This is a genomic window from Herbiconiux sp. FW305-C-125, assembly GCF_058783455.1.
Genome location: NZ_JBYSYO010000014.1, coordinates 57,316 through 81,511, shown reverse-complemented (window position 1 = coordinate 81,511; position 24,196 = coordinate 57,316). Strand labels below are relative to the sequence as shown.

Sequence of the window (24,196 nt, the reverse complement as noted above, 5' to 3'; positions counted from 1 at the left end):
GGTGTGCCTTTCAGTGGGCTTCGACAGGGATGACGACGTCGCGCGCGGTGCGGGCAGCGGTCGGGTAGAACACGAGCAGCAGGCCGAGGCCGATGGCCCCGCCGAGCAGCTGCGCGAGGATGAACGGGGCGACAGATGCGGGCGCGATGCCGGCGAACGTGTCGGTGAACATGCGGGCGATGGTCACGGCCGGGTTCGCGAACGACGTCGAGCTGGTGAACCAATACGCCGCCCCGATGTAGGCGCCGACCGCGGCCGCGGTGACCACGCCCGTGCTGGTGCGAGCGAGAGTGAAGATCAGCAGCACCAGGCCGGCCGTGGCGACGACCTCACCGACCAGGTGCCCGCCCGTGGCCCGGGCAGTCGTCGAGAGGGTCGGGGCGGTGTCGAACATGACGCCAGCCAGGAGAGTGCCGGCAATCCCGCCGCCGATCTGAGCCAGCAGATACGGGGCGAGATCGCGCCCCGGGAGGCCGTGGCCGCGGCGACCGATGAGCCAGTCCGCGATGGACACCACCGGGTTGAAGTGCGCCCCCGACACCGGGCCGAGCATCAAGATCAGCACCGCAAGCCCGAGCATGGTGGCAATGCTGTTCTCCAGCAGTTGCAGGCCGACGTCGCCGGCCGAGAGCTGCTGCGCCGCGATCCCGGAACCCACTACGACCGTCACGAGCAGCCCGGTGCCCACGAACTCGGCGGCCGTCCGGCGTGCCAGATGCGGCCGGGCCGGCACGGTGTGAGGGGGTTTGGTTTGCATGTCGGCCCCATCTTGACTCGAACCATATAGTTCAGTCAAGATTGAAACAATGAACATTGAGCGAAGTGACCAGGTGGAGTGGCGGGCAGCGAAGCACGCCGCGCTCAGCGAACCCGCACGGCTCCGGATCGTCGACCTCCTCACGTTGGGAGATCTTTCCCCGACGGAAATCCAGGTGGCGCTCGGCATCAAGTCGAACCTCATCACCCACCACTTGAATGCGCTCGAGGCGGCCGGGATGGTTGCCCGGTCCCGGTCGGAAGCCGACAAGCGCCGCTCCTATGTGCACCTCACCGACACCGCGCTCGACGGGCTCACCCCTGGCGCGCTCGAGCGCGCCGATCGGGTGGTGTTCGTTTGCACCGCGAACTCAGCCCGATCGCAGCTCGCGGCCGCGCTCTGGGAGCAACAGTCGGCTATCCCGGCCACGTCCGGGGGCACGCATCCGGCCGAGCGGATCGACCCGGGCGCGATCGCCGCCGCTCGCCGTCACGACCTCACCCTCGCGGATGCGCAGCCACGCGTTCTGGCTGAGGTGCTCACGGACAACGATTTCGTTGTCACTGTCTGCGATAACGCCCATGAAGAGTTGGGCGTGACCGGGAACCTTCACTGGTCGATCCCGGACCCGGTTCGGATCGGCACTGCTGCCGCGTTCGATACCACCTACGCCGAGCTGCAACGACGCATCTCGGACCTCGCTCCGCGGCTTGCCGCATCCTGAAAGGGAGCACCCATGAATCCCGCCATCACCCTCGATCAGCAGTACGCGTTGAAGACCGCGGCGACTCGCCTCGAGCGCGACTTCGCCGGCACCTTCAACGTGGAGACGATCGAACGGTTCCTGCATTCCTCCTACGACCAGTTCGCGGGATGCGCAAAAGTCACCACGTTCTTGCCGCTGCTGGCCGAGAAGTTCGCCCGCCAGCGACTGAACGGCCTCGCCCGGGTCGAGGGAAAGCACCTCGACGGCAAACCCACCGTGCTGTTCCTCTGCGTCCACAACGCTGGCCGCTCGCAGATGGCGCTCGGCTTCTTCGAGCACTACGCCGGCGATAACGCGGTCGCCTGGTCGGGCGGTTCCGAGCCGGGCGACCAGGTGAACGGGGAGGCGATCGCCGTGATGACCGAGCGCGGCATCGACATCTCGAACGAGTACCCGAAGCCGTGGACGGATGAGGTCGTGCGCGCCGCGGACGTCGTCATCACGATGGGCTGCGGAGACGCCTGCCCGATCTTCCCCGGGAAACGCTACGAGGAATGGGTGCTCGACGACCCGGCGGGATTGGCCGCGACCGATATTCGGCCGATTCGCGACGAGATCGAGCGCCGCGTCCTCGCCCTCCTCGACGAGCTCCACGTCGCCTCTCGATTCACCAGCTCGCACGCCTGAACGATCCCGCACTCCTACTGAAAGCGATCCATGACCGCCGCACCCACCGTCTTGTTCATCTGCCAGCACAACGCCGGCCGCTCCCAGCTCGGGGCCGCGCTCCTCGACCACCTGGCCGGTGACCGGTTCACCGCTTCCTCGGCCGGGCTCTCGCCCGCCGACGAAGTGAACCCGGCCGTGGCCGCAACGGTCGCCGAGCTGGGCGTGGACATCTCGGGCAACGTGCCGCGCGCGGTCACAACTACGGACCTCGACGAGGCCGACATTGTGGTGCTGATGAAGCCGGGACTGGCTCTGCCGTCGACACCTCGCGGCGAGGTGCTGGAATGGTCATTCCCGAACCCGGAGGCCTGGGACGCCGACGCGGTGCGGCCTCTGCGCGAGGCCGTCGCCGCTCAGATTCAGTCGACAATCCTCACGCGCTGACCCGCGACTGAATCGCCGGCCGGCCATGATGCGTGCCGGTCAGCGAGGAACGCGCAGCCCGCGCCCGCCAGAGCAATGCCGGCAAACACCGCGGCGGCGGCCGGGTAGGACGCCAAGCCCACCCCGAGGGCAACACCGGCAACGGGCGCAACTGCTGTCGCGGCGGTAATCGGTGCGGAGAACATGCCATTGAGGGCTCCGAGCCGGGCTGTTCCCCACCGGGCCGGGACAGCGGTTGCCTGCACCAGCGTGAGCGCACCCCGGGCCGCGCCGGCCAGAACCGAGACGACGGCGATCAGCCACACCGGACCAGGCACGATCGCGAACAGCCCCAGGGTGATCGCCACGAACGCGCCCACGGCGAGCGGCCGATGGTGCGCTGGCACCGTGCGGGTGAGGACGGTGAGGCCGATCCGGCCGGCGACCTGGCCGACGCCGACGAGAGCGAACGCGAGTGCTGCGATACCGGCGGAGTAGCCGCGCTCGGTCACCAGCGGCAGCAGGTTCAAGGTCACGGCGTAGGAGCTGAACGTGACTGCGGTGATGCCGGCGGCCAGGAGCACGAACCGCCGCGACCGCACCACCAGCCCTCGCCCGTCACGCTCCGGTCGTGGGGCCGGGGCGGTGTCTCGGGTCGTGGGCAGGAGGAGATGCAGGGGGATGGTGATGGTGGCGAGGATGCCGGCGAGCACGAGATAGGTGGCGCGCCAGTCGAGCACGACGAGGAGGCCGAGGGTGATCGGTACGAAGATCGTGGACGCAAGCCCCCCGGCGAGGGTGAGGATCAGCATCGGTTTGTCGCGGCCGGAGCCGTAGTGGCGGGCGATGACCGTGAACGCGGGCTGATACAGCACCGCGGCCTGAGCGACCCCGATCAGAAGCCACGCGGCCAGGAACACCGGCACCGTCGTCGCCCCGGCAAGCAGCACCAGGCCGAGCACCGCGAGGACCGACCCGGCAGCCATGACGGCCCGCGGTCCCCACCGGTCGAGGAAGCGGCCGGCGAGGATGCCGACCGCGGCCGAGACGATCAGGCCGGCCGAGAAACAGCCGGTGATCGTCACGACCGCCCATCCTGTGTCGGCGCTGATGGCTCCGACCGCGGCAGGCAGGGAGTAGTACAGGCTGCCCCAGCTCACGACCTCCGTGATGCACAACAGCACCACGACCCGGTCAAGCCCCGCCCACCACCTCATCGAAATGACGCTGCGGTTACACGCTGGCGGGCGCGCGACCGATCTGGATCAGCGGCTGCTCCGGCAGAGCGCAGCAGCTCCCGCCGATCGCGGTGCCGGTGGAGTCGAACAGGCCCGCTCCCCCGCACACGCCCGTGTCGGGCAGAACCAGCTCCACGCGGGCTGCGGCTTCGTGGTCGCCGGCGAGTTCCGCGACGACCGAGCGGACCTGCTCGTAGCCGGTCATGGCCAGGAACGTCGGGGCTCGGCCGTAGGACTTGGCGCCGACCAGATAGAAGTTCGGCTCCGGCTGCGCAAGGTCAGCGGCGCCGGTCGCAGCGACCGACCCGCAGGAGTGCAGGTTGGGGTCGACCTCGGCCGCGATTCGCACCGGCGCCTGCAGCGTTGCGTCCAGCTCCAGTCGCAGCTCCGACAGGAACGACAGATCGGGGCGGAACCCGGTCAGCACCGCCACGTGATCGGCGGGTGCGAGGGTGCGACCGTCTTCGCTGGTGAGAAGCACCTGATCGCCGTCACGGGCGATCTTCTCGACCCGGAACCCGGTCACCAGGTCGATCAGGCCGGCGTCGACGAACTCTTTCGCGGTGATGCCGAGCTGGCCGCGCGCGGGCAGCTCATCGGCCTCTCCCCCACCGAACGTGTTCCCCACGGTGCCGCGGCGCAGCACCCAGGTGACCTTCGTCGACGGGTCACGGCGCGCGATCCGGCCGAGCGCGATCACGGCCGTCACGGCCGAATGCCCGGAACCGACGACGAAGCTGTGCGCGCCCTCGTACTTCGTTCGGGCACGGTAGTCGGGGATGCGGTAGTCCAGCAGCTCCGCGGCCGCACGCTCCCCCAGGGCGGGCAAGCCATCGGCGCCGGCGGGGTTCGGAGTCGACCATGTGCCGGATGCGTCGATCACCGCGCGCGCATCCACCCGGTACTCGGTGCCATCAGCAGCCTCGACGTGGACGGTGAAGGGCTGCTCTGCGTGGCCCGCGTCGACCAGGCGGTCGCGGCCTCGGCGGGAGACGCCGACGACGCGCGAACCGTAGCGGATGCGGTCACCCAGCTCCGCGGCCAGCGGGGCGAGGTAGCCGCTGATCCACTGCGCACCCGTCGGGTAACCGGTCGTGGGCGCTTCCCAGCCGGTAGACCCGAGCAGCCGGGCCGCGGCCTGGTCGACCAGCTCACTCCACTCGGAGAACAGCCGCACGTGACCCCACTGGGACACCGCGGCCGCGGCGCTCTCGCCGGCCTCGAGCACCAGCACCGGCTGATCCCGCTCGACCAGGTGCGCGGCTGCAGCCAACCCCTGGGGGCCGGCACCGATCACGACGACAGGTAGCTCGTTCTGCACCGTTCAACTCCTCACACATCGACACACCTCTATACATCGAGATTGCTCGATGCATCGACAGATGTCAATACGACGTGAGAGGATCGAACCATGACGATCGCACTTCCCCTGCTGGCCACGGATGCGGCGGCCTGCTGCACTCCCGTCACCGGCGGGGTGCTCACGGCGGAGGAAGCCGAGCGAATCGCACACACCTTCAAGGCGCTCGGTGACCCGACACGGGTGCGCCTGCTGTCCCTGATCGCGGCAAGTGAGGGCGGGGAGGCGTGCATCTGCGACCTCACCGAGCCCGTCGGGCTGTCACAGCCGACCGTGTCGCACCACATGAAGCAGCTCGTCGATGCCGGCCTTGCCGTGCGGGAGCAGCGCGGCCGCTGGGCCTACTACCGCGTCGTCGATGACGCCCTCGACCGGGCGGCCCAAGCGCTCCGTTCATGACCGGCACCGTGACCATCCGGCCGATGGCCGGCACGGACTGGCCCGCCGTTGAGGCGATCTACCGCGCCGGTATCGACACCGGCAACGCCACCTTCGAAGCGAACCCGCCGAGCTGGGAACAGTTCGACGCCAGCAAGCTCGACATCGGACGCCTCGTCGCCATCGACGACACCGGGGCCGTGATCGGCTGGGTAGCCGCCTCCCCCGTCTCCGCCCGCGAGGTCTACCGCGGAGTCATCGAGCACTCCGTGTACGTCTCCCCCGCGGCCGCAGGACACGGCGTCGGGCGGCAGCTCGTCGACGCCTTCATCGCCGCCACCGAGAACGCAGGCATCTGGACGATCCAATCGAGCATCTTCCCCGAGAACACCGCCAGCCTCGCCCTCCACGACCGGGCCGGCTTCCGCCGCATTGGCACCCGCGAACGCATCGCCTTGATGACCTACGGCCCCTGGGCCAACCAATGGCGAGACACCATCCTCATCGAACGACGAAGCGTTCGATGAGCGGTTTCCCCCTCCGCTCTTCAACCAAGTCCGGCTAGAAACCCTTTCCAGCGCTCGTCGGCATCGGCTGCTGATTCGAATGCGCCGAGCCATGCGTCGAATGCAGGCGTGCCGACAAGTTTGATCTCAGCACGCAGGATGTGCCGAGCCCCGTCCGTGCCAAGTTTCGGGACGAGCGAGACAATGTGCTCGGGATTGATCCACATGCGCGCAGCGCCTGCGGGCCCTTCCCGATCCGGGAGAGAAACGAAGCGCGCCATACGGCCACTCTGGCGAACCGTCGCGCTGGTTTGCAATAAGTCCCCGCATTTGGTCCCTGGCCTATCGGTCGAATAAGTTCAGCCTTCGCTGTATGGTCAGTGGGTGCTGACTATTGCCTCTCAACTCGACGTCATGAATCGTCTCGGTCGCGCGATGGCCGATCCGACCCGTTCGCGAATTCTGCTGAGTCTGATCGAGGAGCCTGGCTATCCAGCCGAGCTGGCTCGTGATCTGGAACTCACTCGCTCGAACGTGTCGAATCATCTGACATGTCTCCGCGGCTGCGGCATCGTCGCGGCGATCCCGGAAGGGCGCCAGACGCGTTACGAGATCGCGGACCCTCACCTCACCCGCGCGCTCCTCGGGCTGCTCGACGTCGTGCTGGCCGTCGAGGACGGCACCGGATGCGTAGACGACAACTGTGATGTACCTCTGTGCTGCGGACCGGGAGCGATCGCATGAGCAAGGAGTGCTGCGGACCCGACGAGCCGATCGCCCTCTCGATCGGCGGCCGCACGGCGCTGAACCTCGGCGCCCCGCGTACTGCACCGCCGGCTACTCAATGCGCTCACGACACCGACGACCACGATCACACAGCTCACGGCCACGACGAGCACGAACAGCATTCGGATGATGAACACGATCACGGCGATGGTGAGGAGCTGTCGGCGTGGTGGAAGGACCGCCACCTTCTGGTCTCAATCGCCGCTGGCGTGTTCCTGGCCGTCGGCTACATCCTGGAATGGACCGGCTTCGGCCTGGCCGGCATGATCGTTCTCGCGCTGAGCCTGATCGCTGGGGCGTCGACATTCGTGCCAGGCGCGATCCGCCGGCTGATCCGCCACCGCCTCGGTGTAGGCCTGCTGATGACGATCGCCGCCATCGGCGCCGTGCTGCTCGGTCACATCGGTGAAGCAGCTGCGCTGGCGTTCCTATTCTCGATCGCGGAAGCTCTCGAGGATCGAGCAATGGACCGTGCCAGAAACGGCCTCCGCGCACTATTGTCGCTGATCCCGGAAACAGCCACAGTCTCGCGCCCCTCTGGCCCAGTCGACGTGCCGGCGTCAGAGATTCAGGAACTCGACATCCTCCTGGTGAAGGCAGGCGAGCGCGTCGCCACCGACGGTGTCGTGACCTCGGGGCGCAGCAGCATCGATGCGTCGGCCATCACGGGCGAGTCCATCCCGGTCGAGGTCGGCCCCGGTGACCCGGTGCCGGCGGGAGCGATCAACGGCACCGGAAGCCTTCAGGTAGAAGCAACCGCGAACGGCCGCGACAACTCGCTCACCACGATCGTGCGCCTGGTCGAGCAGGCTCAGGCCCGCAAGGGCGAGCGCGCTCGGCTCGCCGACAGGATCGCACGCCCCCTCGTTCCGATCGTTCTGATCATCGCCGCACTGGTGGCCGTGTTCGGACTCCTCGTGGGCGACCCGACGACCTGGACGGAGCGCGCCCTGGTGGTGCTGGTTGCGGCGTCGCCGTGCGCGTTGGCGATCGCAGTTCCAGTGACGGTGATCTCCGCGATCGGGGCAGCGAGCCGGTTTGGAGTGGTCATCAAGTCCGGCGAGGCGTTCGAGCAACTGGGGGCAGTGCAGCTCGTCGCGTTCGACAAGACCGGCACCCTCACCCGCAACCGCCCCGCGGTCGTCGCCGTCGAAACTACCCGCACGGCCGATCGCCGCCAGGTGGTCGACGTGGCGGCCGCGCTCGAAGCGCACAGCACGCACCCGTTGGCCTCCGCGATCCTGGCCGAGCAGCCGCATCCGCCGACCGTGACGGACGTGACCGAGTTCCCCGGCCAGGGCGTCTCCGGCCGGATCGAGACCTCCCCTGTCCGCGCGGGGAGCCCTCGGTGGGTGGCCGCGGGTGAGCTCGCGGCGCGATGCGAGGCGTTGGAGGCGGAGGGCATGACGGTCATCGTCGTCGAGATCGACGGCGAGCCCGCCGGTCTTCTCGGCATCCGGGACGAACTGAAGCCCGAAGCGGCGTCCGCGGTTGCCCAGCTGCGGGAGCAGGGAGTGAGCACGGTGATGCTCACCGGCGACAACGAGCGCACCGCGAAAGCGCTGGCCGGCCAGGTCGGGATCACCGAGTACCGGGCCGAGCAGATGCCCGCGGACAAAGCCGCAGCGATCGAGAGCTACCGGGCCGAACGGCGCACGGCGATGATCGGTGACGGAATCAACGATGCTCCCGCCCTCGCCGCGGCCGATGTCGGCATCGCGATGGGCGCCACCGGGTCGGCTGCGGCGATCGAATCCGCCGACGTCGCGTTCACCGGCACCGACCTACGACTGATCCCGCAGGCTCTGGCCCACGCCCGCCGTGGACGGCGGATCATGACAGGCAACATCGTGCTCGCCTTGGCGATCATCATCGCGCTGTTCCCACTCGCCCTGTTCGGAGTGCTCAGCCTTGCCGGTGTGGTGCTGGTGCACGAGATCGCGGAAGTCGTCGTCATCGCCAACGGCCTCCGTGCCGCGCGTGGCCGAGCAGTTCTCCCCGCCCTCCCTGACCCGACCGGCACACCGCCAGCCGCGTCAAGGGTACGGAATCAGCCGAGTATCCGCACGAAGTAGTAGCTGCCCCAGAGTGGGCGATGCTCTACGAAGCGGCCCCAGTCCGGAGAGTCGATGCTCTGGCCGTTTCCGTCGTATATGCCGATGTGGGTGCCTGGCCAGACCACGAGGTCGCCGGTTTGCGCGTCCTCAGGGGCAATTGGGATTCCCATCGCGGCCTGGTTTGAGACCATTCTCGGCAAGTAGATGCCGAATGCGGCAAACACGTATTGAGTGAGTCCGTCACATCCGAAGCTCGTGTCCGGCGTGGCGCCCGTTCCGTAAGGGACGACGCCCACGAACTGCTGCGCGTAGGCGACGATTGCCTCTCCGCTGTAGGGGCCTGAGGGTGGGTTGACGGCGAAGGGGGCCGCCGCGGGCGCGCTCTTCTTGGCTGCGGCAGCGGCCTCAGCTGCCTGGGTGGCGGCAACCGCGGCCGCAGCGGCTTGGCGAGAGGCCTCAAGTTCTTCGAGCGTGGGCGCGGTGTAATTGTCCCGGCTCACCGCGAGGGCTGCGGATGCGTCAGGCACAATCAAGGTTTGCTCCCCTGATTCGGCACCACTCTGCTCGATTCCGAAGTTGCCGCCGCCACCGAAGGCGTAGGCGGGCAGGGCCATCGTCGCGATCAGTCCCCCGGTGAGGGTCATCACCACGATGGTCGCTGCCTTCCGCCGCGGCGACCCCGACGACTTCTTCGGCGGGCCGGCCGAAGGCCGCTGCTTGGGCGCCACGGCGGTCTTTCGACGAGATTCGAGTTCTCGGAGTTCCCGTCGTGTTTGAGGCTGCGGGTTGGGCCGGCGGTCGTCGTCTTTTTTGGGCACGAATGTCCTTGGGTTCCTGCTCGGCGGATGCGCCGCTCGCCTTCCCGTGCTGGTTCGCGTGCCGGCCAAGAGGCGAGAGGAATGCCTTGGCCCGGTCCGGTCGCTTCGGGTGCGAAACGGATTCCTCGACGGTACGTGACTGACGGCACCGTGTCGAGTACATCCAAACATTTACTAACAGAACGGTAACGGCCCCCTGTTCGCAAGCTAGGCGGGCCCGGTGGTCAGTGGGTGACCAGAATGATGATCCAGGCCACAGACCCGACGAGAGGCAGGAGGACTACGCAAATGAGCCAGCCGCCCTTCTGGGCTTCTGCGAGCGTCGGGCTTACCCGAAGAGGTCGCCGATCCAGGATTCGCGGCCGCGCTTCTTCTGTCCGCCGTGTGAGCTGCGGTCGTCACCGTGACCGCTGCGCTTGTCCCGGTCGAACCCCCCGCGGTCGTCGTAACCGTAGGCAGGCCCGGGCTGGGGTGCCAGTGTCGGGGCGGAACGTTCGACGATCTTGTCGAGTTCGCCGCGGTCCAGCCACACGCCGCGGCATTCAGGGCAATAGTCGATCTCGATTCCTTCTCTGTTGGACATGACGAGGGTCGAGGAGTCGATCGGACACTTCATGGGGTTTCTCCTTGGTTGATCGGGTGCGAGGTCGTGGGGGTGGAAGGTGTATCGAGCAGTTCCGCAAGGATGTCGGGGCGCCGGGTCGAGACGAGCCAGTAGGGGGTTGGATCGTTCGGGTCGGTGATGGCGATCCGGATCACTGGCTTGACCCAGCCGCGGATGCACAGGAATGCACGGGCGTCGAGGCTCGGACCGCGTTGCTGGGTGGCGTCCTCGCCGTCATATCCCTGCACCTGGCCCACGAGCGAGCGAGGGATTCTGGCCCGTCCGACTCGGAGGGTGTCGGCGGTGACTTCGATGAGAGGGGCCGTGACCACGAACAGGGCGATGACACCGGTGTACAGCACCAGTCCCGTGGTGATTCCGATGGCCAGGCCGGAGACGCCTCCCTGTGGGGCGATCGGCAGGAAGACGATGATGCTGGCAGGGATGACGAGGGCGACGTAGAAGTACATGGAAGTCGCTGGATGGAGTCGTTCGCGGTAGAGCGTCGTCATTCGCGGTCCTCTCGTGCCTCTATACGGTTCGATAGATCAGCCAGGAGCCGTTCGGCCTGTTCGGGTGACAGGGCGCCGCGGTCGACGTCGTTCGCGATGTTGACCAGACAGAGCTTGGTCGATGCCGCGAGGCTGCTGTTCGGAACGGTGGTGAGAGTGCGGATCAAACGCAGGCGAGCGGTCAGGGCCGGCGCGTTCCACTTAGTCGTCATAGGGGCAGGGTATGCACAATAGTTCAGGATTTTCTGTATAGTCGTCGGGTGGCTGACGTTCGATCTGGTCTCCCTCAGCGCCGTCTCGTCGGCGCACTCATCGTCGTCTCCGTGGTGGCGGTGGGCGTATTCCTCGACCAGCTCGTGAAGCAATGGGCTTTGGTAGACCTCGCGAATGGGCGGATCATCGAGGTCGTTCCGACCTTCGACCTGCGGCTGGTTTTTAACCCGGGAGCGGCGTTTGGACTTGGCGCGGGCCTGGGTCCGATCGTGGCGGTAGTTCTCATCGGGGTGCTGATCGGGTTGACGGGATGGATAGCGGTCAAGGTATGGCGCGGGCGGCAGCTTGTTGATGTGCTTCTCCTTTCGGTGGTTCTGGCCGGTGGTCTGGGGAACGTTGTGGACAGGGTTTTCCGAGCACCCGCTGACGCACCTCTGACGGGTGAGGTCGTGGACTATCTCGCAGTGTCGTGGTTCGCGATCTTCAACCTCGCCGATGTCTTCGCGGTCGGTGGCGTGCTCGTCTGGATCGTTGTCGTCATGCTTCGGTCCCGTCGTCAGGGCGTTGCGTCCTGAGACTGCTGCGGTGCTGGTCCTGGAAGGCTCGAACCGCATCGTCTAGGCGGGGGTCGTCGCCTCGGGCAAGGCCGGCGTACTCGATGACCGAGCTTCCGTCAGGACCGGTGGTGATCTTCACCCACATGCGTCGTCTGGAGATGAACAGGGACGTCAGTAGTCCTGCAGTGGCGAGAAGGGCAAAAATCAGCACGACATCTTGGGCGGGGTCGTAGCTGAGGTCGAAGGAGGCGAATCGGCTGATCTCATCCAGCGTGATTGTTCCCAACTGGTTCGGGAGTTCCGCGGTCTCGCCGGGCCGTAGTTGAACTGAGTCGACCCCGGTGTCCCCGCCGGTCAGTTGGGTGAGAGTGCTGGTGTCTAGCGAGTACACGGAGGTGGGAACGCCGCCATCGAGGCCGAGATCGCCCTCGAAGACGTTCAGCGTCATCGTGGGGTAGATCAGGTCCGGGTAGGACGAGTACTTCGCTCCGGACGAGCTGGTCTCCTCTGTGGGGTAGAGGAAGGACAGCATTCCGATCTGCTCGCTGAGTCCGTCGGGCACTTTGATGACGCCGAGCGAGGTGAGATTGGAGTCCTGAGGGAGGAACGGGATCGCCCCGGAGTACACCGTGTCGCCGTCGGGATTGCGAATGGTGATGTGGGGGGCGTACCCGTTTCCGAGGAGGAAGATGTCGGCGCCGGCGAGTTCGAGCGGCTTGTTGACCTTGATGGTGTCGTTCCGGACGGTGTCGGTTCCCGGCTCCGTGATCGAGACGGAGGCGGTGTAGTCCAGTGGCTGACCGAGCGCCCCCCGGTCGGCATCTTCGTAGGTGACCGTGAACTCGTCGAGGGTGATCCGGTACGGGCTGAGAACCCCAGGGGTGAACAGTCGTCCCGGATTGAAGGTGTCGTAGGAGCTCTGCACGTTGGCGAACCCTTCGCCTTCGACGACGACTCGTTGCCCGGCGTACCCGAAGAGTCCTCCGAGAGCGACCGCGAGTAACAGTCCGACGAGCGAGATGTGGAAGACGAGGTTGCCGGTCTCGCGCAGGTATCCACGTTCGGCCGAGAGTGAGGTCGTCGACCCGCTTGTGAAGCGTGCGACCCGGTATCTCGCCTTTCGCAAGATGGCGTTCGCGCTTTCGAGCGCCTCGTCGGTTGTCACGCCGGCGGCGTACTCGTCCCGGCTGTAGGCGGGTAGCCGGCTCAACCGGGCGGGGGTGCGAGGCGGTTTGGCGCGCAGCGCGTCCAGATGGTGTTTGGCGCGCGGGATGACGCAGCCGATCAGGGAGACGAACAGAAGAATGTAGATGCTCGAGTACCAGAAGGAGCTGTAGGCGTCGAAGGCCTGAACGGCTTCGAGAAGCGGTGCGATTCCGGGGTTGTTGTCGAGGTATTGCACGACACCGTTGGGATCAGAGCTGCGTTGGGGAAGCAATGATCCGGGGATCGATGCCAGGGCGAGCAGGAGAAGGAGGAACAGCGCGGTGCGCATGCTGGTGAGTTGCCGCCATGCCCATCGCCCCCATCCTGCCGCGGCTGAGGTTCGCGGGAGTTCGGAGTCGACATGGTCTTCGGGACGGCGGGGGTCGGTGTCCGAGACGTCCGACTGGGTGGGCGCGCTCATCCGAGGGGCGCGCCGCGGGCGGCCATGAAGGCTTCGGGGTCGATGCGTGTGCCGTCCACAGTGACTTCGTAGTGGAGGTGACATCCGGTTGAGACCCCCGTGGTGCCGGCCAGGGAGATGAGTTGTCCGGCGGCGACGGATTCGCCGGGGCTGACGACGAGCTGGCTGTTGTGGGCGTAGCTGGTCTGCACGCCCGCACCGTGGCTGAGCTGTACCCAGTTGCCGAGGCCTCCGAACCAACCCGCGTAATTCACGGTGCCGGCGGATGCCGCATAGACAGGCGTTCCGCACCCGGCACCGAGGTCGACACCGCGGTGATAGGAGCTCGCACCGGCGGTCGGTGCGACGCGTGGCCCGAATCCGTCGGAGATCCTGCCGCCGACGGGGCGTGTCCACCCCTGGTCGGAAAGCTGCCCGGAATCCAGCTGCGGGGAACCGTTCGAGGCGGCTGCAGCAGCGGCCGCGGCAGCCGCCGCTGCAGCTGCAGCTGCGCGACGGATCTCTTCGCCGCGAGCGTAGTCCGCTTCGGTGGCCTGACGGTTCTCTGTCAGAACGGCGAGCTGTGCTTTGAGGGTCTCGGAGTTCTGCAGTTGCAGGCCGAGCTGATACTCCACCTCTTGAGATGCCACGATGGCGGCGTCCATGGCGACTTGAGCTTCGCCGGCGAGACGGGCTCGCTCGGCTTGGGCAACGTCGGCCTGATCGGTGAGCGCTTGGGCGGTGTTGCTGGCAGTCTCCGCCTTGACGTACAGCTGGTCGATGTTCTCCGACAGCCTCGAGGTGGTGGCGAGACGAACGAGGAAGTTGTCGGCATCAGCGCCGGCGAGAAGAAGCTGCGCGCTGAGCTGATCGCTGCCCCCGGTTCTGGCCATCGAGCCGACGAGGCGGCCGACGGTGTCTCGCGCTGCGCCGGCGGCCTGTTCGGCGACGGCTGCTTGGGCTTCAAGCTCGCTAGCTTTCTCCCCGGCTCGGTCAAGTGCATCCTGCGCGAGATCCCACTCGTTGGTGAGATCGAGGGCGAGCTGCTGCGCCTGGGCGAGATCCGCTTCGATCTGGCCGATAAGTGCGGTGAGCTCGCTGATCTGAGCTTGTTTGGTGGACTCGTCCGCGCGGGCGGCTTCCACCTCCGACCAGGTCGGGTATTCCTCGGCTGCGGCCGAAAACGGCGTGGCTGCAAGACCTGCCGTGATGGCAAAGCTGAGTGCGACCGAGAGGATGATTCGGGACCGGCGCCGCGACGTGCGACGACTGGCCCTCGGGGTCGAGGGAACCATGAGGTGTCTGCTTTCCGATGCAAGAGAACGAGGGCGCGCGAAAGCGCGTGCAAGGGATCGCGAAATCTAGATGCGGAGCAGGCCCGTGGTTTGTAGCGTGGCGACCGGCTGGAACGACAACAGCCGCGGGCGCGGTGGTGCGCTTCCGGCGGCCGGTAAGGGTTCTGCGCGGGCGGAGCGGCGCGCCTGCGCCGTGACGAGGACGAGTAGACCGATTGCCGCGACACAGATGATGACCGCGCCGAGACAGTCCGCCACTCCCCCGCTGTCGCCGACAGGAGCGTGAGCTGCCGGGGTGGCGTCGAGGACGATCACGGACGCGGCTACGTCGGCGTCGTGATTGGTTGAGGCGGCGTGAAGAACCGTCGCTGTCGCCGCGGCGACGCAGATCAGTAGGGCGAGCAGCACAGTGTGCAGAAGGCGAGGAAGCGCACGCGGCATAAGACGCATGGATGTCACTGCCTTCCGCTTGCGGGGATCCCTGTCACAGCGATTGTAAACGAGATCCTGTACTCTCGGAGGGATTTGCCCGCAACCGCGAATGGAATGTCGTGTCTTCTTCTGGCCCCACTCCTCCCCGACGGCGACGCTGGACCTCTGCCCAGTTCGCTTATTTGGCGTTGGGACTGAACGGGTTGTGCCTGTTGATCCTCTTCGCGAACCTGCTGACCGGGAACTCCTGGTGGGAGATCGCCGTCCCTCTCGCGGTCAGTTGTCTCGTGTTGGGTGGCCTGTCCGGTTTCCAGACCAGACGCCTGCGTCTGAAGGAACGCCACCAGAACCGCTGACATTCAGCGGGTGCTTCGGGTCGGCACCGGACCGCTGGTATCCACGGTGCGGAAAAGAACCCCGACGGCGATGAAGAATGCCGATCCGAGCAGGATCAGAACCTGCCAGACCTCGCTTGTGAACTCGAACGGCCAGGCCGGGTTCCACAGCACGGCGAGAGGCAGCATCGGCAGACCCCACCACCACTTCCGGTACTGGATGGCGATGACGGCGAAGATCAACGCCAGGATGCTGACCCCGTATCGGACGTACAGGTAGAAGTCGGTTCCGATCAGACCGATGCTGGCCAGAAGCACGATCGCTCCCAGCACGGCGGGGAGCATGCCGGGTCGGATGATCCGGCTTCGATTTTCCCGCTTGGCCATCAGCGGGGGTCCTGCTCGGCGTTGCGTCGTTTGCTGCGGATCGAGACGACGATCGCGACTGCGACGATGGCGAGCACGACGACGATGCCGCCAACGAGCGCGATCGGGAACAACGTCGAGTACACATCGGTGTCGGCAGCCGCCGTTTCGGACGGCGTCTCCGCTGGTGCGTCGGTGCTTGTCTCCGCGGGGGCCGTGGTGGGTTCTGGCGTCTCGGTGGCGGTGGGCGTGGTGGTGACAGTGGGCATCGGTTCGACTGCGTAGGTGAAGCCGTATTGGCCGGAGATCGGGTGCCCATCGGCGGAGACGGTTTGCCAGAGCACCTGATAGGCACCCGCCGTTGTGGGGCTCACGGCTTTAGTGAGGGTGGTGTTGTCGATGGTGATTTCGCCGGTGGAGACGTCCGTGCCCGCCGGGTCAAGGACCGCGATCGCGATGCCGGTGTCGAAGCCGGCGAGAGGCGCTTCGTTGAAAGTGAGCTGCACCTGTGCGATCGGGGTAACGACGGTCTCGTCGACTCCAGGGGTGGAGCCGGCGAGGGCGTCGTGCGCGGTTGCCATCGGGGCTGCTCCGAAGACGATTGCTGCTGCGGCAAGGAAGGCAGTGGCGGCCGCGGAGATCCGGCGGCGGGTACGGCGTGTCATGGTGCTTCTTTCGGGTTGCGGGCGTCGGTGTTGTGGCTGCTAAGGCGTTGGAGGTAATCGTTGTAGGCGTCGAGGTCAGCGTCTCCGTGGACGTCGTGGCGGCGATCGGCGGCTTTGGCTCGGGTGGTGTCATCGCGGTGCCAGCGGGAGAGCAGCACGAGCACGATGATCAGGGTGGGAAGTTCGCCGTACGACCAGGCAAGGGCGCCGGCGACGAGCTGGTCCTGGAGCGGGTCGATCCCCCAGGAGGGCGGTGGTGTGGCGAAGTAGGTCACCAAGGGCAGTGACGCGAGCATGATGATGACGCCGAAGAAGGCGTGCAGCGGCATCTCGGCGAAGACGTCGAGGAGGCGACCGAGATGGGTCTGTCGGGCCGGGAGCGGATCGGCGGAGATCAGCGGGATGGTGAACAGAATCCCGCTGACGAGGAACAGCAGCTCAAGGCCAATGTGCCCCGTCCAGGTTCCGAGCAGCGCGCTTGCGATGCCGCTGAGATAGAGGCCGTAGAACGTGAACAGGAAGAGCGGGATCATGACGGCCGGGTGGAGAGCGATGCGTGCGGCACGGGACCGGAGCCCGGCCAGGGCGGCGCGCTGCACGTACGTGCCGAGGCCGCGGTGAGGGACGGCTTTCAGCAGCAGAGTGCCTGGGGACCCGAGGATGAGCAGGGGCGGAACGGCCATCATGAGGGTGAGCTGCTGGAACATGAACACGGAAAACATGCGATACCCGTAGCCTTCGAGGCCGGCGCCCATCGTGACGATGAGGATGACGCATCCGACGAGGAAGCAGATCGTGCGAGTCACCGACCAGCGGCGCCCGGTCGTCCACAGCCGAACTGCGCCCACGGCGTAGGCGACGAAAAGGATCACGCCGATGGCAGGGATCAGCGGGATCGGCTGCAGGTTGGGGGCGAGGAATTGGGTGAGGTCCGGGGGTTGTGCTGGCACCCAGACCGGGCCGAGGGGATCGCCGGTCATTGCGGTGGCTTCCGGTCGTGGAGGGAGCGGAGCATGGCGTTGTAGTCGTTGAGGTCACGATCACCGGTGCGCTCGGCGTTCCGATCGATTCTTTTAGTCTCTCGAGCATCGGAGCGCGACCACAAGGTCACCATGGTGATCGCCAGAACCAGTGTCGGGATCTCGCCCACGCTCCAGGCCACGCCACCGGCAGCTTGCTGGTCGGACAGAGGGTCGATGGCCCATCCCTCTGTGATGACGCCGTACCAGTCGGGGAGCAGAAGTTCCGTGGAGGTGATGATGCTGAGTCCGAAGAAGGCGTGGAATGCCATCACGACGAGGAGGGTCACCAACCGCAGCGGGTAGGGGAATCGGTACGGGAGGGGGTCTGTTCCGATCATCGACAGTGCGAAGAGATAGCCCACGATCAGGAAGTGGGCGATCATCCATTGGTGCCCGAGCGGGTCGGACAGTGACCACCCGAACAGCGGCGAATAGTAGAACAGCAACGTCGATGCGACGAAGAGGATCGCGACGACCAGCGGGTGAGTGATGACGGCCGTGATCCGGGAGTGGCTGAGGGCCATGAGCCATTCCCGGGGGCCGCGGCTTCCGTCCTTGCGGGGCCGGATGGAGCGGAGCGCGAGAGTGACCGGTGCGCCGAGGACGAGGAAGATCGGGACCATCATGCCGAGGGTCATGTGCTCGAGCATGTGTTGGCTGAAGAGGTATGTCCCGTAAACCGCGGGAGCTCCGTTGGTGACATAGACGAGCAGAGCCAGGCCGATGATCCAGGACACTGTCCGAAGCAGCGGCCAGCCGTCTCCGCGCCGGCTGAGCCGACGTACCGCGGCGAGGTACAAAACGATGCCGAACCCGGCACCGATCGCCCAGATCGGATCGATCGTCCAGCTGTCGAAGTAGCGTTCTGGAGACAGCACGGCGGGCAAGGGTTCACCTGTCAAGATCTCCGCAGGGGTGACGGCGAGGTCTTCTCCGACTGGCGGTGGGGTTCGCGCAAGCACGACGGCCGCTCCAGAGGCGAGGCCCATCAGCAGCATCTCGGACGCGACCAACCAGGCGAGAATCCGGCGCGTTCGGGAGGATTCCGCGAACCGGCGAATAAGGAACCGGCGGTGCATCGCCCCAGCGACGCCGAGCGCGAGGAGCGCCCCGATCTTGATGAGCAGGATCTGCCCGTAGCCGGTGGTCCACAGCTGGCTGGGCTGATCGAATCGGATCACCGCGGAGACGAGACCCGAGGCGGCGACGATCACGAAGCTGATCAGGGCGATGGTCGAGTACCGGCGAAGCATCGCCTGTGCCTCGTTGTGCGAGCTGCGCGCGACCAGAAGGGCGGTGACGGCGAGGCCCCCAATCCAGGTTGCGGCGGCCGCGGCGTGCAGCCAGAGCGCCGAGGATGCGGCGGAGTGGCTTCCGGCGCCGGCCGCGTGTCCCTGCAGGGCGATTGGGATGAGAGTCGCGAATGCGATGACCAGGGCGGTCGCGACCAGGGCGGGTGCGCGGACGGCGAAGCACAGCACGGCAAGGACCGCGGCCGCGAGGGTTGTCGTCAGCCAGGCCTGGCCGATGCTTACTTCCGTGAGGAACTGACCGAAGCTGGCGGGGAATATCTCCAAGGAGACGGGCCCGGCGAGGGAGAAGTACGCCAGGATCGACGTGATGAAGGACAGCACCGCCCAGGCGCAGGCTCCCCCGGCGGCGATATCCATGGCCATGTTGTAGGCGGGTTTGCCTACCGGCAGGGTAAAGGTGGCCAGCACGAGGGCTCCGAGCACCAACCCGGAGCTGAGGTTGACGGTACTTTTGAGGACGGGAAGGCCGATATCGACCACCGGCCCGGCGTCGATCAGCAATGTCGGTTGTTGTAGCCAGGCGATGACGGCCAACACGCTTCCCACCGCCAGAGTGCTGGCCAGCAGGGTCGCGGGGGCGATGATTGTCAGCACACGTCGCGAGTCACGACTGGCGATCTTTTCTGCAACGGCCGTCATGACGAACTCTTCTTGCCGTCCTCGGCCGCGAGACGCTTGGCGAGCCGCGCCCGTTCTTCGACCTCGACCTTTGCTCGCGCTTTGCGCTCGTGCGAGTCCGCCTTGATGATCGAGCGCATGATCACGAAGAAGATCGCCCCGACCAGCACCGTGGGTGCGAGCGAGTAGATGGCGTTGAACCAAAAATTGTCCATGCCCATGAGGGCGCTCCTGATACGGACGGACTCCCCCATAGCGTGCAGGCGGAAGTCATTGACGGGTGGGTGCGACAGCGTCGCTGAGAGCCACCGGTCGGATCAGATGCGGGAGACGCCCAACTGGGTCAGAGCCGGGGCGTGAGGGTGCAGGCTCCACTGCACGGCGGCTACCAGCCGGGGTGGTCCTGGTGCCGGGAGCAGCCGCATCACCCCAACCCGAAGAAGGGCGAGAACGGCGAGTAAACAGCCGACCCCCAACGTGAGGCAGAGCGCGGCACACCCAGCAACCAGCAGAGCGACAGCACCGTCGGTGGACCCGGCCGGCTCATCTGGAACGACGTTGACCTGGTCGATGTTGACCGCGGACACCGCTGCCGGCCCGTCGGTGACGGTTGAGTCCATCAGGTGTCCGAACAGCAACGCGGCGACGGCGGCGAGAACCGCGAGCCCAGCAATCGTCGCCCAGCGGACCCGTCGCGGGTCAGTGCGGGTGCTGTTCACGGGCGTGCGGCTCTCGATCCGGATCGGTGTGTCGGTGCACCCAGGGTATCAACCCGCTGCGGGGGTGCTTGGCGCGGCGATTTCACGGAAAGGGCCCTTATGGTCACATTTCGTGACTCCCGAACCGCGCCGACCGTTGCCGTTGTGGGTGGCTTTGCTTGTCGCGGTCCTGGCGGGGCCAATGATGGATGCCGGCTTTCCGAGTCAGAATTGGTGGCCGTTGACCTTGGTCGGGGTGGCCATGGTTCTCGTCGCGATTCGCCGGCAAAGCGTCCCGCGCGGTCTGCTGCTCGGTTTCGTTACGGGAGTGTCGTTCTACCTGGTCCAGATCTCCTGGGCCGGTGAATATCTGGGGCCCGTTCCGTGGTGGGCGTTGACGGTCACGGAGTCGCTTTTCTGGGCGGGGTTCGGAGCGTTCGCGGCGCTCGGTTACCGGCTGATCCCGCAAGCGTGGCCGGGTCGATGGGGTCGGCTTCTCGTGTTGCCGGTCGTGCTCGCGGGTCTGTGGGTTGGCCGCGAAGAGTTCTCGGGAGCGTGGCCGTATGGTGGGTTCTCCTGGGGGCGCGTTGCGATGTCGCAGTCGATGGGGCCATTCGCGGAGGTGGTGTCCTGGGGCGGGATGGCGCTGCTGTCCTTCGTGCTGGTGACTCTTGTCGCCGTGACGGTATCGGTGCTCGAGGAGGGGGTTCGTCTTGAGCCGGTGTCCATTACCGTCGTGACGGCGGCGACTGTTCTGATGATCGTTCCGGTGTATCCAGGGGAGTCCATCGGAACGTTCCGCGTCGGAGCGGTTCAGGGCAATGGGCCGGCCGGCTATTTCTCCGAACGCGCGCCGGGAGATCTCGTCGCGGCTCAGATCGATGCGAGCGCTTTACTGGCTGGGGAGCGAGTTGATGCGGTGGTGTGGCCCGAGAATGCGAGTGAGTTCGACCCACTTGAATCCCCGGCCGAGATGGCGCGACTCACCGCGATTGCCGCTTCGTTCGGCGCTCCACTCACTCTGGGCACCATCACCCAGCGCGGGGGGCTCTTCTTCAACTCGACCCTGGCGGTCGATCCCGTCAGAGGGGTCGTAGATGTCTACGACAAGAAACACCCCGTCCCGTTCGGTGAGTACGTCCCCGATCGCGCTTTCTGGGAGACGTTGGCACCGGATCTGATCGGATTGATCCAGCGCGAGTACGTCCCGGGACAGCGAGACGGGATTCTCCCTCTTGGGCCGATCGCCGCTGGATCGGCCATCTGCTTCGATATCACCGACGATCGGGTGATGCGTTCGCTGATTGTCGACGGCGCCGAGATCGTCCTGGCCCAGTCGAACAACGCCGACTTCGGGCGAACCGACGAAAGCGTGCAGCAGTTGGCGATCGCGCGACTTCGCGCAATCGAATTGGGACGGACCGTCGTCAACATTTCCACCGTCGGGACAAGCGCCATCATCACACCCGATGGCGCGACGGTCGCTCAGCTGGAGCCGTTCGCCCCCGGGGTAATGGTCGAAAACGTGCAGACCTTCGACACCGTCACGCCAGCTGTGCGATACGGAAGCGCGGTGGCCATGGTGCTTAGTCTCGGCCCACTTTTGGTCCTTGCGGGCGCGGCCGCAACCCAACTCAGGCGGTTTCGGCGCCCATCTCGTGTTCGGGGTCGGTGACGAGAACCACACCGAGCAGATCGCTCAGTGCGTGGGCAAGGCGCTTGTCGGCCAGTTCGTAGCGCACCCGGCGACCCTCGGGCACGACCACGACCAGGCCGCAGCCGCGGAGGCAGGCAAGGTGGTTCGACATCCTCTGACGGGTCACATCAAGCAACTCCGACAGTTCGGCCGGATAGGCCGGGCCGGAGGACAGCTCCACCAGGATGCGCGACCGGAGCGGGTCTGAGAGCGCGTGACCGAAGCGAGCAAGTGCGTCAACGGCGGTCAAAGTCTCCATACCGGAATGATATCCGTTATCAACAAATAAAAGTCCTCCAGACAGTTCATCTAAATGTGTACCATTCTCGGTATGGGACTCGATCATTCGCACGCGCCTGCCTCGACGGCGAGAAGCCACAGCAAGCGCCTCGCCCTGGCTTTGTCGATTACGGCGACAATCTTCGTCGCCGAGGTGTTCGGGTCCATTCTCACCGGCAGCTTGGCGCTTCTGATCGACGCCACCCACATGCTGACCGACGTCGTGGGACTCAGCGTCGCGCTGGTGGCCGCCCGATTGATGGCCCGGCCGACGTCGGCGAAGCGCACGTGGGGGTTTGCACGAGCCGAGGTTTTGGCGGCGCTGGGTCAAGCGGTCGTGCTTCTGGCGGTCGGCGTGTTTGTGTTCGTCGAGGGCATTCAGCGGTTGTTCGCGCCCCCGGAGATCGCGTCGGGCGAACTCATCATCTTCGGTGTGATCGGTCTCCTCGGAAACGTCGCTTCGATCATCATCTTGGCCGGAGACCGCGCTGCGAACTTCAACCTGCGTGCCGCCTTCTTGGAGGTCGTGAACGACGCCCTCGGTTCGGTCGCGGTGATTGTCAGCGCCATCATCATCGGACTGACCGGCTTCTACCAGGCGGACGCGATCGGGGCCATGCTGATCGGTGTGCTGATCATCCCGCGCACGTTGAAGCTGCTGAAAGAAACGATCAGCGTGCTGCTGGAGACCACACCGGCGGGGCTGGATCTCGACGAGGTCCGCACCCACATGCTGGGACTCCCCAACGTGCTCGAAGTCCACGACCTGCACGCCAGCCGGGTCTCGTCGGATCTTCCCGTCATCAGCGCCCATGTCGTGATCGCGGACGAGTGCTTCCGCGATGGAAGCGCCCCGAAGATCCTCGACGATCTGCAGAGTTGTGTGGCAAGCCATTTCTCGGTGTCCATCGAACACTCGACATTCCAGCTCGAGCCCAAGAGTCACTCCGAGCACGAGGACGCCGTCCATACCTGATTCGCTCAGATGGGTGTGACGAACCCGCCGATCAGGCCCTGCAACTGATAGATGATGGCCGTCCAGAGGCCGGTGACCATGAGGCTTCCCAGAACGATCAGAAGCACCCCTCCAGCGATGTTGAGGGGGCGGATGAAGCGGCGCAGCCAGGCCGTGGCGCGAAGCGCGAAGCTGAACCCCCAGGCCAGCAGCAGGAACGGGACACCCAGCCCGACGCAGTAGGCAAAGCCGAGGAGTGCACCTCGGGCCGCGGAGCCGCTTTCCAAGCTGAGCGCGGAGATAGCAACGAGTGTCGGCCCGAAGCACGGAGTCCAGCCAAGACCGAAGACGATCCCGAGCAGGGGAGCCCCACCGAGTCCGACCGCGGGTTTGAGGGAGAGTCGGGCCGTGCGCTGGAGACCAGGCAGGAAGCCGAGGAAAACGACGCCCATCACGATCACGGCAAGACCGAGGATTCGCGTGATGATGTCCTGCCACTGCACCAGCCAGGTACCGAGCGCTCCGAACAGCACCCCGTAGGCGATGAACACGATCGCGAACCCAAGGACAAACAGGGATGCTCCGAGGAGGACCCGCCCCCGGGACCGGGTTGAGTCGGCCGAGCCGCCGACGTAGGCGAGGTATCCGGGAACCAGCGGCAGCACGCACGGAGAAGCGAATGACACGAGCCCGGCGAGTGCTGCGAAAGGGATCGCGGCGGCGAGCTGTCCGCTGAAGACAAGCTCGGGGATCACGCTGCCTCCTGAAGGACGCGGTCGATGAGCGATTCAAGAATCGACACCTCTGTGACGCGACCCAGGATGCGGGCCGCGACCCGGCCCTCCCGGTCCAGGACCAGGGTGGTCGGCACGGCATTCGGGGCGACCTGCCCAGCGAAGCTGAGCTGCACGCCGGCGTCCGTGTCGATGATCGACGGGTAGGTGACACCGAAGGTGGTGGCGAATTCCTGTGCGGTCGCCGCCTGATCACGCACATTCACGCCGAGAAAGCTCACCTCTTCGGGCAGGTAGGTCTGATAGGTCGATTCGAGATCAGGTGCCTCCAGCCGGCACGGCGCACACGCGGCGTACCAGAAGTTCACCACCAAGACTTTTCCCTCGTAGCTCGTCGAGGAGATCTGTTCGCCGTTTTCGCCGGTGCCGGCGAAGCTGATCGGAGCCCCTCGTTCGCTTTCTGCGATCTCAAGGACCGAACCGTCGCCGGCAACGTATCCCGTGTCCAGACCCGCATCGCTGAGGTCTGTTGTCTCGCTGGTGCAGCCAGTGAGGGTGAGGAGAAGGATGGCAGCGGCGCCCGCCGCCGCTGCCATCC

30 protein-coding genes are annotated in these 24,196 nt (G+C 66.1%); 10 read left to right on the top strand and 20 right to left on the bottom strand.

Annotation, left to right across the window (positions count from 1 at the left end):
* Positions 1–10 precede the first annotated feature (10 nt).
* Entirely contained in the window at positions 11–757 is a 747-nt protein-coding gene (locus AC3WLB_RS22675; RefSeq protein ID WP_492509969.1) for an aquaporin, read from the bottom strand.
* A 49-nt stretch (positions 758–806) separates the two neighbouring features.
* Between AC3WLB_RS22675 and AC3WLB_RS22670 the strand changes: the two genes are divergently transcribed.
* Genes AC3WLB_RS22670 through AC3WLB_RS22660 form a run of 3 tightly spaced genes read left to right on the top strand, consistent with a single transcriptional unit; the run spans position 807 to position 2,576 of the window.
* Positions 807–1,481: an arsenate reductase/protein-tyrosine-phosphatase family protein gene (locus AC3WLB_RS22670; RefSeq protein WP_492509967.1), complete on the top strand. Its 675-nt coding sequence runs from the start codon at positions 807–809 to the stop codon at positions 1,479–1,481.
* A gap of 12 nt (positions 1,482–1,493) precedes the next feature.
* A complete protein-coding gene (locus AC3WLB_RS22665; RefSeq protein WP_492509965.1) occupies positions 1,494–2,150 on the top strand; it encodes an arsenate reductase ArsC in 657 nt (218 codons plus the stop codon).
* 30 nt (positions 2,151–2,180) lie between these two features.
* A complete protein-coding gene (locus tag AC3WLB_RS22660) occupies positions 2,181–2,576 on the top strand; it encodes an arsenate-mycothiol transferase ArsC (protein WP_492509963.1) in 396 nt (131 codons plus the stop codon).
* Here the strand turns inward: AC3WLB_RS22660 and AC3WLB_RS22655 are convergent.
* Complete coding sequence (locus AC3WLB_RS22655; protein WP_492509961.1) at positions 2,552–3,772, bottom strand: MFS transporter; 1,221 nt, start codon at positions 3,770–3,772, stop codon at positions 2,552–2,554. The genes AC3WLB_RS22660 and AC3WLB_RS22655 overlap by 25 nt on opposite strands.
* A gap of 16 nt (positions 3,773–3,788) precedes the next feature.
* Positions 3,789–5,114: an NAD(P)-binding domain-containing protein gene (locus AC3WLB_RS22650; RefSeq protein ID WP_492509959.1), complete on the bottom strand. Its 1,326-nt coding sequence runs from the start codon at positions 5,112–5,114 to the stop codon at positions 3,789–3,791.
* A gap of 90 nt (positions 5,115–5,204) precedes the next feature.
* Here AC3WLB_RS22650 and AC3WLB_RS22645 point away from each other — a divergent pair, with 90 nt between their 5' ends.
* On the top strand, positions 5,205–5,552 hold the full coding sequence (locus AC3WLB_RS22645) for an ArsR/SmtB family transcription factor (protein ID WP_492509957.1): 348 nt from the start codon (positions 5,205–5,207) through the stop codon (positions 5,550–5,552).
* Positions 5,549–6,058 (top strand): GNAT family N-acetyltransferase, encoded by a 510-nt coding sequence (locus AC3WLB_RS22640; protein WP_492509955.1) that lies wholly within the window; start codon positions 5,549–5,551, stop codon positions 6,056–6,058. Before AC3WLB_RS22645 ends, AC3WLB_RS22640 begins: the two co-directional genes overlap by 4 nt.
* Before the next feature lie 20 nt (positions 6,059–6,078).
* On the opposite strand, the gene AC3WLB_RS22635 is transcribed toward AC3WLB_RS22640, so the two are convergent.
* On the bottom strand, positions 6,079–6,318 hold the full coding sequence (locus AC3WLB_RS22635; RefSeq protein WP_492509953.1) for a hypothetical protein: 240 nt from the start codon (positions 6,316–6,318) through the stop codon (positions 6,079–6,081).
* A gap of 103 nt (positions 6,319–6,421) precedes the next feature.
* Here AC3WLB_RS22635 and cmtR point away from each other — a divergent pair, with 103 nt between their 5' ends.
* Both cmtR and AC3WLB_RS22625 read left to right on the top strand, forming a co-directional pair.
* Positions 6,422–6,781 carry a Cd(II)/Pb(II)-sensing metalloregulatory transcriptional regulator CmtR gene (cmtR, locus tag AC3WLB_RS22630; protein ID WP_492509951.1) on the top strand — a complete coding sequence of 120 codons (360 nt, stop codon included), beginning with the start codon at positions 6,422–6,424 and terminating at the stop codon, positions 6,779–6,781.
* Positions 6,778–8,898 (top strand): heavy metal translocating P-type ATPase, encoded by a 2,121-nt coding sequence (locus AC3WLB_RS22625; RefSeq protein WP_492509949.1) that lies wholly within the window; start codon positions 6,778–6,780, stop codon positions 8,896–8,898. The genes cmtR and AC3WLB_RS22625 overlap by 4 nt, the downstream gene beginning before the upstream one ends.
* Here AC3WLB_RS22625 and AC3WLB_RS22620 read toward each other — a convergent pair.
* The 4 genes from AC3WLB_RS22620 to AC3WLB_RS22605 form a co-directional block, all read right to left on the bottom strand.
* Positions 8,874–9,524 (bottom strand): C40 family peptidase, encoded by a 651-nt coding sequence (locus AC3WLB_RS22620; RefSeq protein WP_492509947.1) that lies wholly within the window; start codon positions 9,522–9,524, stop codon positions 8,874–8,876. The two genes, AC3WLB_RS22625 and AC3WLB_RS22620, sit on opposite strands and share 25 nt — an antisense overlap.
* 502 nt (positions 9,525–10,026) lie before the next feature.
* Positions 10,027–10,314, bottom strand: coding sequence for a TFIIB-type zinc ribbon-containing protein (locus AC3WLB_RS22615; RefSeq protein ID WP_492509945.1), 288 nt, complete (start codon positions 10,312–10,314; stop codon positions 10,027–10,029).
* Entirely contained in the window at positions 10,311–10,814 is a 504-nt protein-coding gene (locus tag AC3WLB_RS22610) for a DUF3093 domain-containing protein (protein WP_492509943.1), read from the bottom strand. The genes AC3WLB_RS22615 and AC3WLB_RS22610 overlap by 4 nt, the downstream gene beginning before the upstream one ends.
* Complete coding sequence (locus tag AC3WLB_RS22605; protein WP_492509941.1) at positions 10,811–11,026, bottom strand: hypothetical protein; 216 nt, start codon at positions 11,024–11,026, stop codon at positions 10,811–10,813. Before AC3WLB_RS22605 ends, AC3WLB_RS22610 begins: the two co-directional genes overlap by 4 nt.
* A 48-nt stretch (positions 11,027–11,074) precedes the next feature.
* Here AC3WLB_RS22605 and AC3WLB_RS22600 point away from each other — a divergent pair, with 48 nt between their 5' ends.
* Positions 11,075–11,602: a signal peptidase II gene (locus tag AC3WLB_RS22600; protein ID WP_492509939.1), complete on the top strand. Its 528-nt coding sequence runs from the start codon at positions 11,075–11,077 to the stop codon at positions 11,600–11,602.
* Here AC3WLB_RS22600 and resB read toward each other — a convergent pair.
* From resB to AC3WLB_RS22555, 9 genes are all read right to left on the bottom strand, one after another.
* Positions 11,565–13,079, bottom strand: coding sequence for a cytochrome c biogenesis protein ResB (gene resB / locus AC3WLB_RS22595; protein ID WP_492509937.1), 1,515 nt, complete (start codon positions 13,077–13,079; stop codon positions 11,565–11,567). The two genes, AC3WLB_RS22600 and resB, sit on opposite strands and share 38 nt — an antisense overlap.
* A 128-nt stretch (positions 13,080–13,207) precedes the next feature.
* Positions 13,208–14,485 carry a M23 family metallopeptidase gene (locus AC3WLB_RS22590; RefSeq protein WP_492509935.1) on the bottom strand — a complete coding sequence of 426 codons (1,278 nt, stop codon included), beginning with the start codon at positions 14,483–14,485 and terminating at the stop codon, positions 13,208–13,210.
* Between the two features lie 66 nt (positions 14,486–14,551).
* Positions 14,552–14,800 (bottom strand): hypothetical protein, encoded by a 249-nt coding sequence (locus tag AC3WLB_RS22585; protein WP_492509933.1) that lies wholly within the window; start codon positions 14,798–14,800, stop codon positions 14,552–14,554.
* Positions 14,801–15,276: 476 nt separating this feature from the next.
* Entirely contained in the window at positions 15,277–15,639 is a 363-nt protein-coding gene (locus AC3WLB_RS22580; protein ID WP_492509931.1) for a DUF6804 family protein, read from the bottom strand.
* Positions 15,639–16,199, bottom strand: a complete 561-nt coding sequence (locus AC3WLB_RS22575; protein ID WP_492509929.1) for a copper resistance CopC family protein — start codon at positions 16,197–16,199, stop codon at positions 15,639–15,641. Before AC3WLB_RS22575 ends, AC3WLB_RS22580 begins: the two co-directional genes overlap by 1 nt.
* Positions 16,200–16,279: 80 nt before the next feature.
* Positions 16,280–17,263 carry a cytochrome c oxidase assembly protein gene (locus tag AC3WLB_RS22570; protein WP_492509927.1) on the bottom strand — a complete coding sequence of 328 codons (984 nt, stop codon included), beginning with the start codon at positions 17,261–17,263 and terminating at the stop codon, positions 16,280–16,282.
* Positions 17,260–19,257, bottom strand: coding sequence for a bifunctional copper resistance protein CopD/cytochrome c oxidase assembly protein (locus tag AC3WLB_RS22565; RefSeq protein ID WP_492509925.1), 1,998 nt, complete (start codon positions 19,255–19,257; stop codon positions 17,260–17,262). The genes AC3WLB_RS22570 and AC3WLB_RS22565 overlap by 4 nt, the downstream gene beginning before the upstream one ends.
* Entirely contained in the window at positions 19,254–19,457 is a 204-nt protein-coding gene (locus tag AC3WLB_RS22560) for a hypothetical protein (protein WP_492509923.1), read from the bottom strand. The genes AC3WLB_RS22565 and AC3WLB_RS22560 overlap by 4 nt, the downstream gene beginning before the upstream one ends.
* A gap of 96 nt (positions 19,458–19,553) precedes the next feature.
* Positions 19,554–19,955: a hypothetical protein gene (locus AC3WLB_RS22555; RefSeq protein WP_492509921.1), complete on the bottom strand. Its 402-nt coding sequence runs from the start codon at positions 19,953–19,955 to the stop codon at positions 19,554–19,556.
* 112 nt (positions 19,956–20,067) lie between these two features.
* Between AC3WLB_RS22555 and lnt the strand changes: the two genes are divergently transcribed.
* A complete protein-coding gene (lnt, locus tag AC3WLB_RS22550; protein ID WP_492509919.1) occupies positions 20,068–21,609 on the top strand; it encodes an apolipoprotein N-acyltransferase in 1,542 nt (513 codons plus the stop codon).
* On the opposite strand, the gene AC3WLB_RS22545 is transcribed toward lnt, so the two are convergent.
* Complete coding sequence (locus AC3WLB_RS22545; protein ID WP_492509917.1) at positions 21,569–21,889, bottom strand: ArsR/SmtB family transcription factor; 321 nt, start codon at positions 21,887–21,889, stop codon at positions 21,569–21,571. The two genes, lnt and AC3WLB_RS22545, sit on opposite strands and share 41 nt — an antisense overlap.
* Positions 21,890–21,961: 72 nt before the next feature.
* On the opposite strand from AC3WLB_RS22545, the gene AC3WLB_RS22540 reads away from it, so the two are divergent.
* Positions 21,962–22,885, top strand: coding sequence for a cation diffusion facilitator family transporter (locus AC3WLB_RS22540; protein WP_492509915.1), 924 nt, complete (start codon positions 21,962–21,964; stop codon positions 22,883–22,885).
* Between the two features lie 5 nt (positions 22,886–22,890).
* On the opposite strand, the gene AC3WLB_RS22535 is transcribed toward AC3WLB_RS22540, so the two are convergent.
* Positions 22,891–23,619, bottom strand: a complete 729-nt coding sequence (locus AC3WLB_RS22535; protein WP_492509913.1) for a cytochrome c biogenesis CcdA family protein — start codon at positions 23,617–23,619, stop codon at positions 22,891–22,893.
* Positions 23,616–24,194 carry a TlpA family protein disulfide reductase gene (locus tag AC3WLB_RS22530; protein ID WP_492509911.1) on the bottom strand — a complete coding sequence of 193 codons (579 nt, stop codon included), beginning with the start codon at positions 24,192–24,194 and terminating at the stop codon, positions 23,616–23,618. Before AC3WLB_RS22530 ends, AC3WLB_RS22535 begins: the two co-directional genes overlap by 4 nt.
* Positions 24,195–24,196: the final 2 nt, after the last annotated feature.

Excerpts from the sequence above, each read along its gene's own strand:
- AC3WLB_RS22625 (WP_492509949.1), top strand. The coding sequence starts at position 6,778 with ATGAGCAAGGAGTGCTGCGGACCCGACGAGCCGATCGCCCTCTCGATC.
- AC3WLB_RS22675 (WP_492509969.1), bottom strand. The coding sequence starts at position 757 with ATGCAAACCAAACCCCCTCACACCGTGCCGGCCCGGCCGCATCTGGCA.
- AC3WLB_RS22545 (WP_492509917.1), bottom strand. The coding sequence starts at position 21,889 with ATGGAGACTTTGACCGCCGTTGACGCACTTGCTCGCTTCGGTCACGCG.
- AC3WLB_RS22565 (WP_492509925.1), bottom strand. The coding sequence starts at position 19,257 with ATGACGGCCGTTGCAGAAAAGATCGCCAGTCGTGACTCGCGACGTGTG.
- AC3WLB_RS22590 (WP_492509935.1), bottom strand. The coding sequence starts at position 14,485 with ATGGTTCCCTCGACCCCGAGGGCCAGTCGTCGCACGTCGCGGCGCCGG.
- AC3WLB_RS22655 (WP_492509961.1), bottom strand. The coding sequence starts at position 3,772 with ATGAGGTGGTGGGCGGGGCTTGACCGGGTCGTGGTGCTGTTGTGCATC.
- AC3WLB_RS22660 (WP_492509963.1), top strand. The coding sequence starts at position 2,181 with ATGACCGCCGCACCCACCGTCTTGTTCATCTGCCAGCACAACGCCGGC.
- AC3WLB_RS22570 (WP_492509927.1), bottom strand. The coding sequence starts at position 17,263 with ATGACCGGCGATCCCCTCGGCCCGGTCTGGGTGCCAGCACAACCCCCG.
- AC3WLB_RS22670 (WP_492509967.1), top strand. The coding sequence starts at position 807 with ATGAACATTGAGCGAAGTGACCAGGTGGAGTGGCGGGCAGCGAAGCAC.
- AC3WLB_RS22640 (WP_492509955.1), top strand. The coding sequence starts at position 5,549 with ATGACCGGCACCGTGACCATCCGGCCGATGGCCGGCACGGACTGGCCC.
- AC3WLB_RS22665 (WP_492509965.1), top strand. The coding sequence starts at position 1,494 with ATGAATCCCGCCATCACCCTCGATCAGCAGTACGCGTTGAAGACCGCG.
- AC3WLB_RS22615 (WP_492509945.1), bottom strand. The coding sequence starts at position 10,314 with ATGAAGTGTCCGATCGACTCCTCGACCCTCGTCATGTCCAACAGAGAA.
- AC3WLB_RS22540 (WP_492509915.1), top strand. The coding sequence starts at position 21,962 with ATGGGACTCGATCATTCGCACGCGCCTGCCTCGACGGCGAGAAGCCAC.
- AC3WLB_RS22530 (WP_492509911.1), bottom strand. The coding sequence starts at position 24,194 with ATGGCAGCGGCGGCGGGCGCCGCTGCCATCCTTCTCCTCACCCTCACT.
- AC3WLB_RS22620 (WP_492509947.1), bottom strand. The coding sequence starts at position 9,524 with ATGACCCTCACCGGGGGACTGATCGCGACGATGGCCCTGCCCGCCTAC.
- AC3WLB_RS22575 (WP_492509929.1), bottom strand. The coding sequence starts at position 16,199 with ATGGCAACCGCGCACGACGCCCTCGCCGGCTCCACCCCTGGAGTCGAC.
- AC3WLB_RS22560 (WP_492509923.1), bottom strand. The coding sequence starts at position 19,457 with ATGGGCATGGACAATTTTTGGTTCAACGCCATCTACTCGCTCGCACCC.
- AC3WLB_RS22645 (WP_492509957.1), top strand. The coding sequence starts at position 5,205 with ATGACGATCGCACTTCCCCTGCTGGCCACGGATGCGGCGGCCTGCTGC.
- resB (WP_492509937.1), bottom strand. The coding sequence starts at position 13,079 with ATGCGCACCGCGCTGTTCCTCCTTCTCCTGCTCGCCCTGGCATCGATC.
- AC3WLB_RS22635 (WP_492509953.1), bottom strand. The coding sequence starts at position 6,318 with ATGGCGCGCTTCGTTTCTCTCCCGGATCGGGAAGGGCCCGCAGGCGCT.
- AC3WLB_RS22580 (WP_492509931.1), bottom strand. The coding sequence starts at position 15,639 with ATGGCCAAGCGGGAAAATCGAAGCCGGATCATCCGACCCGGCATGCTC.
- AC3WLB_RS22605 (WP_492509941.1), bottom strand. The coding sequence starts at position 11,026 with ATGACGACTAAGTGGAACGCGCCGGCCCTGACCGCTCGCCTGCGTTTG.
- AC3WLB_RS22610 (WP_492509943.1), bottom strand. The coding sequence starts at position 10,814 with ATGACGACGCTCTACCGCGAACGACTCCATCCAGCGACTTCCATGTAC.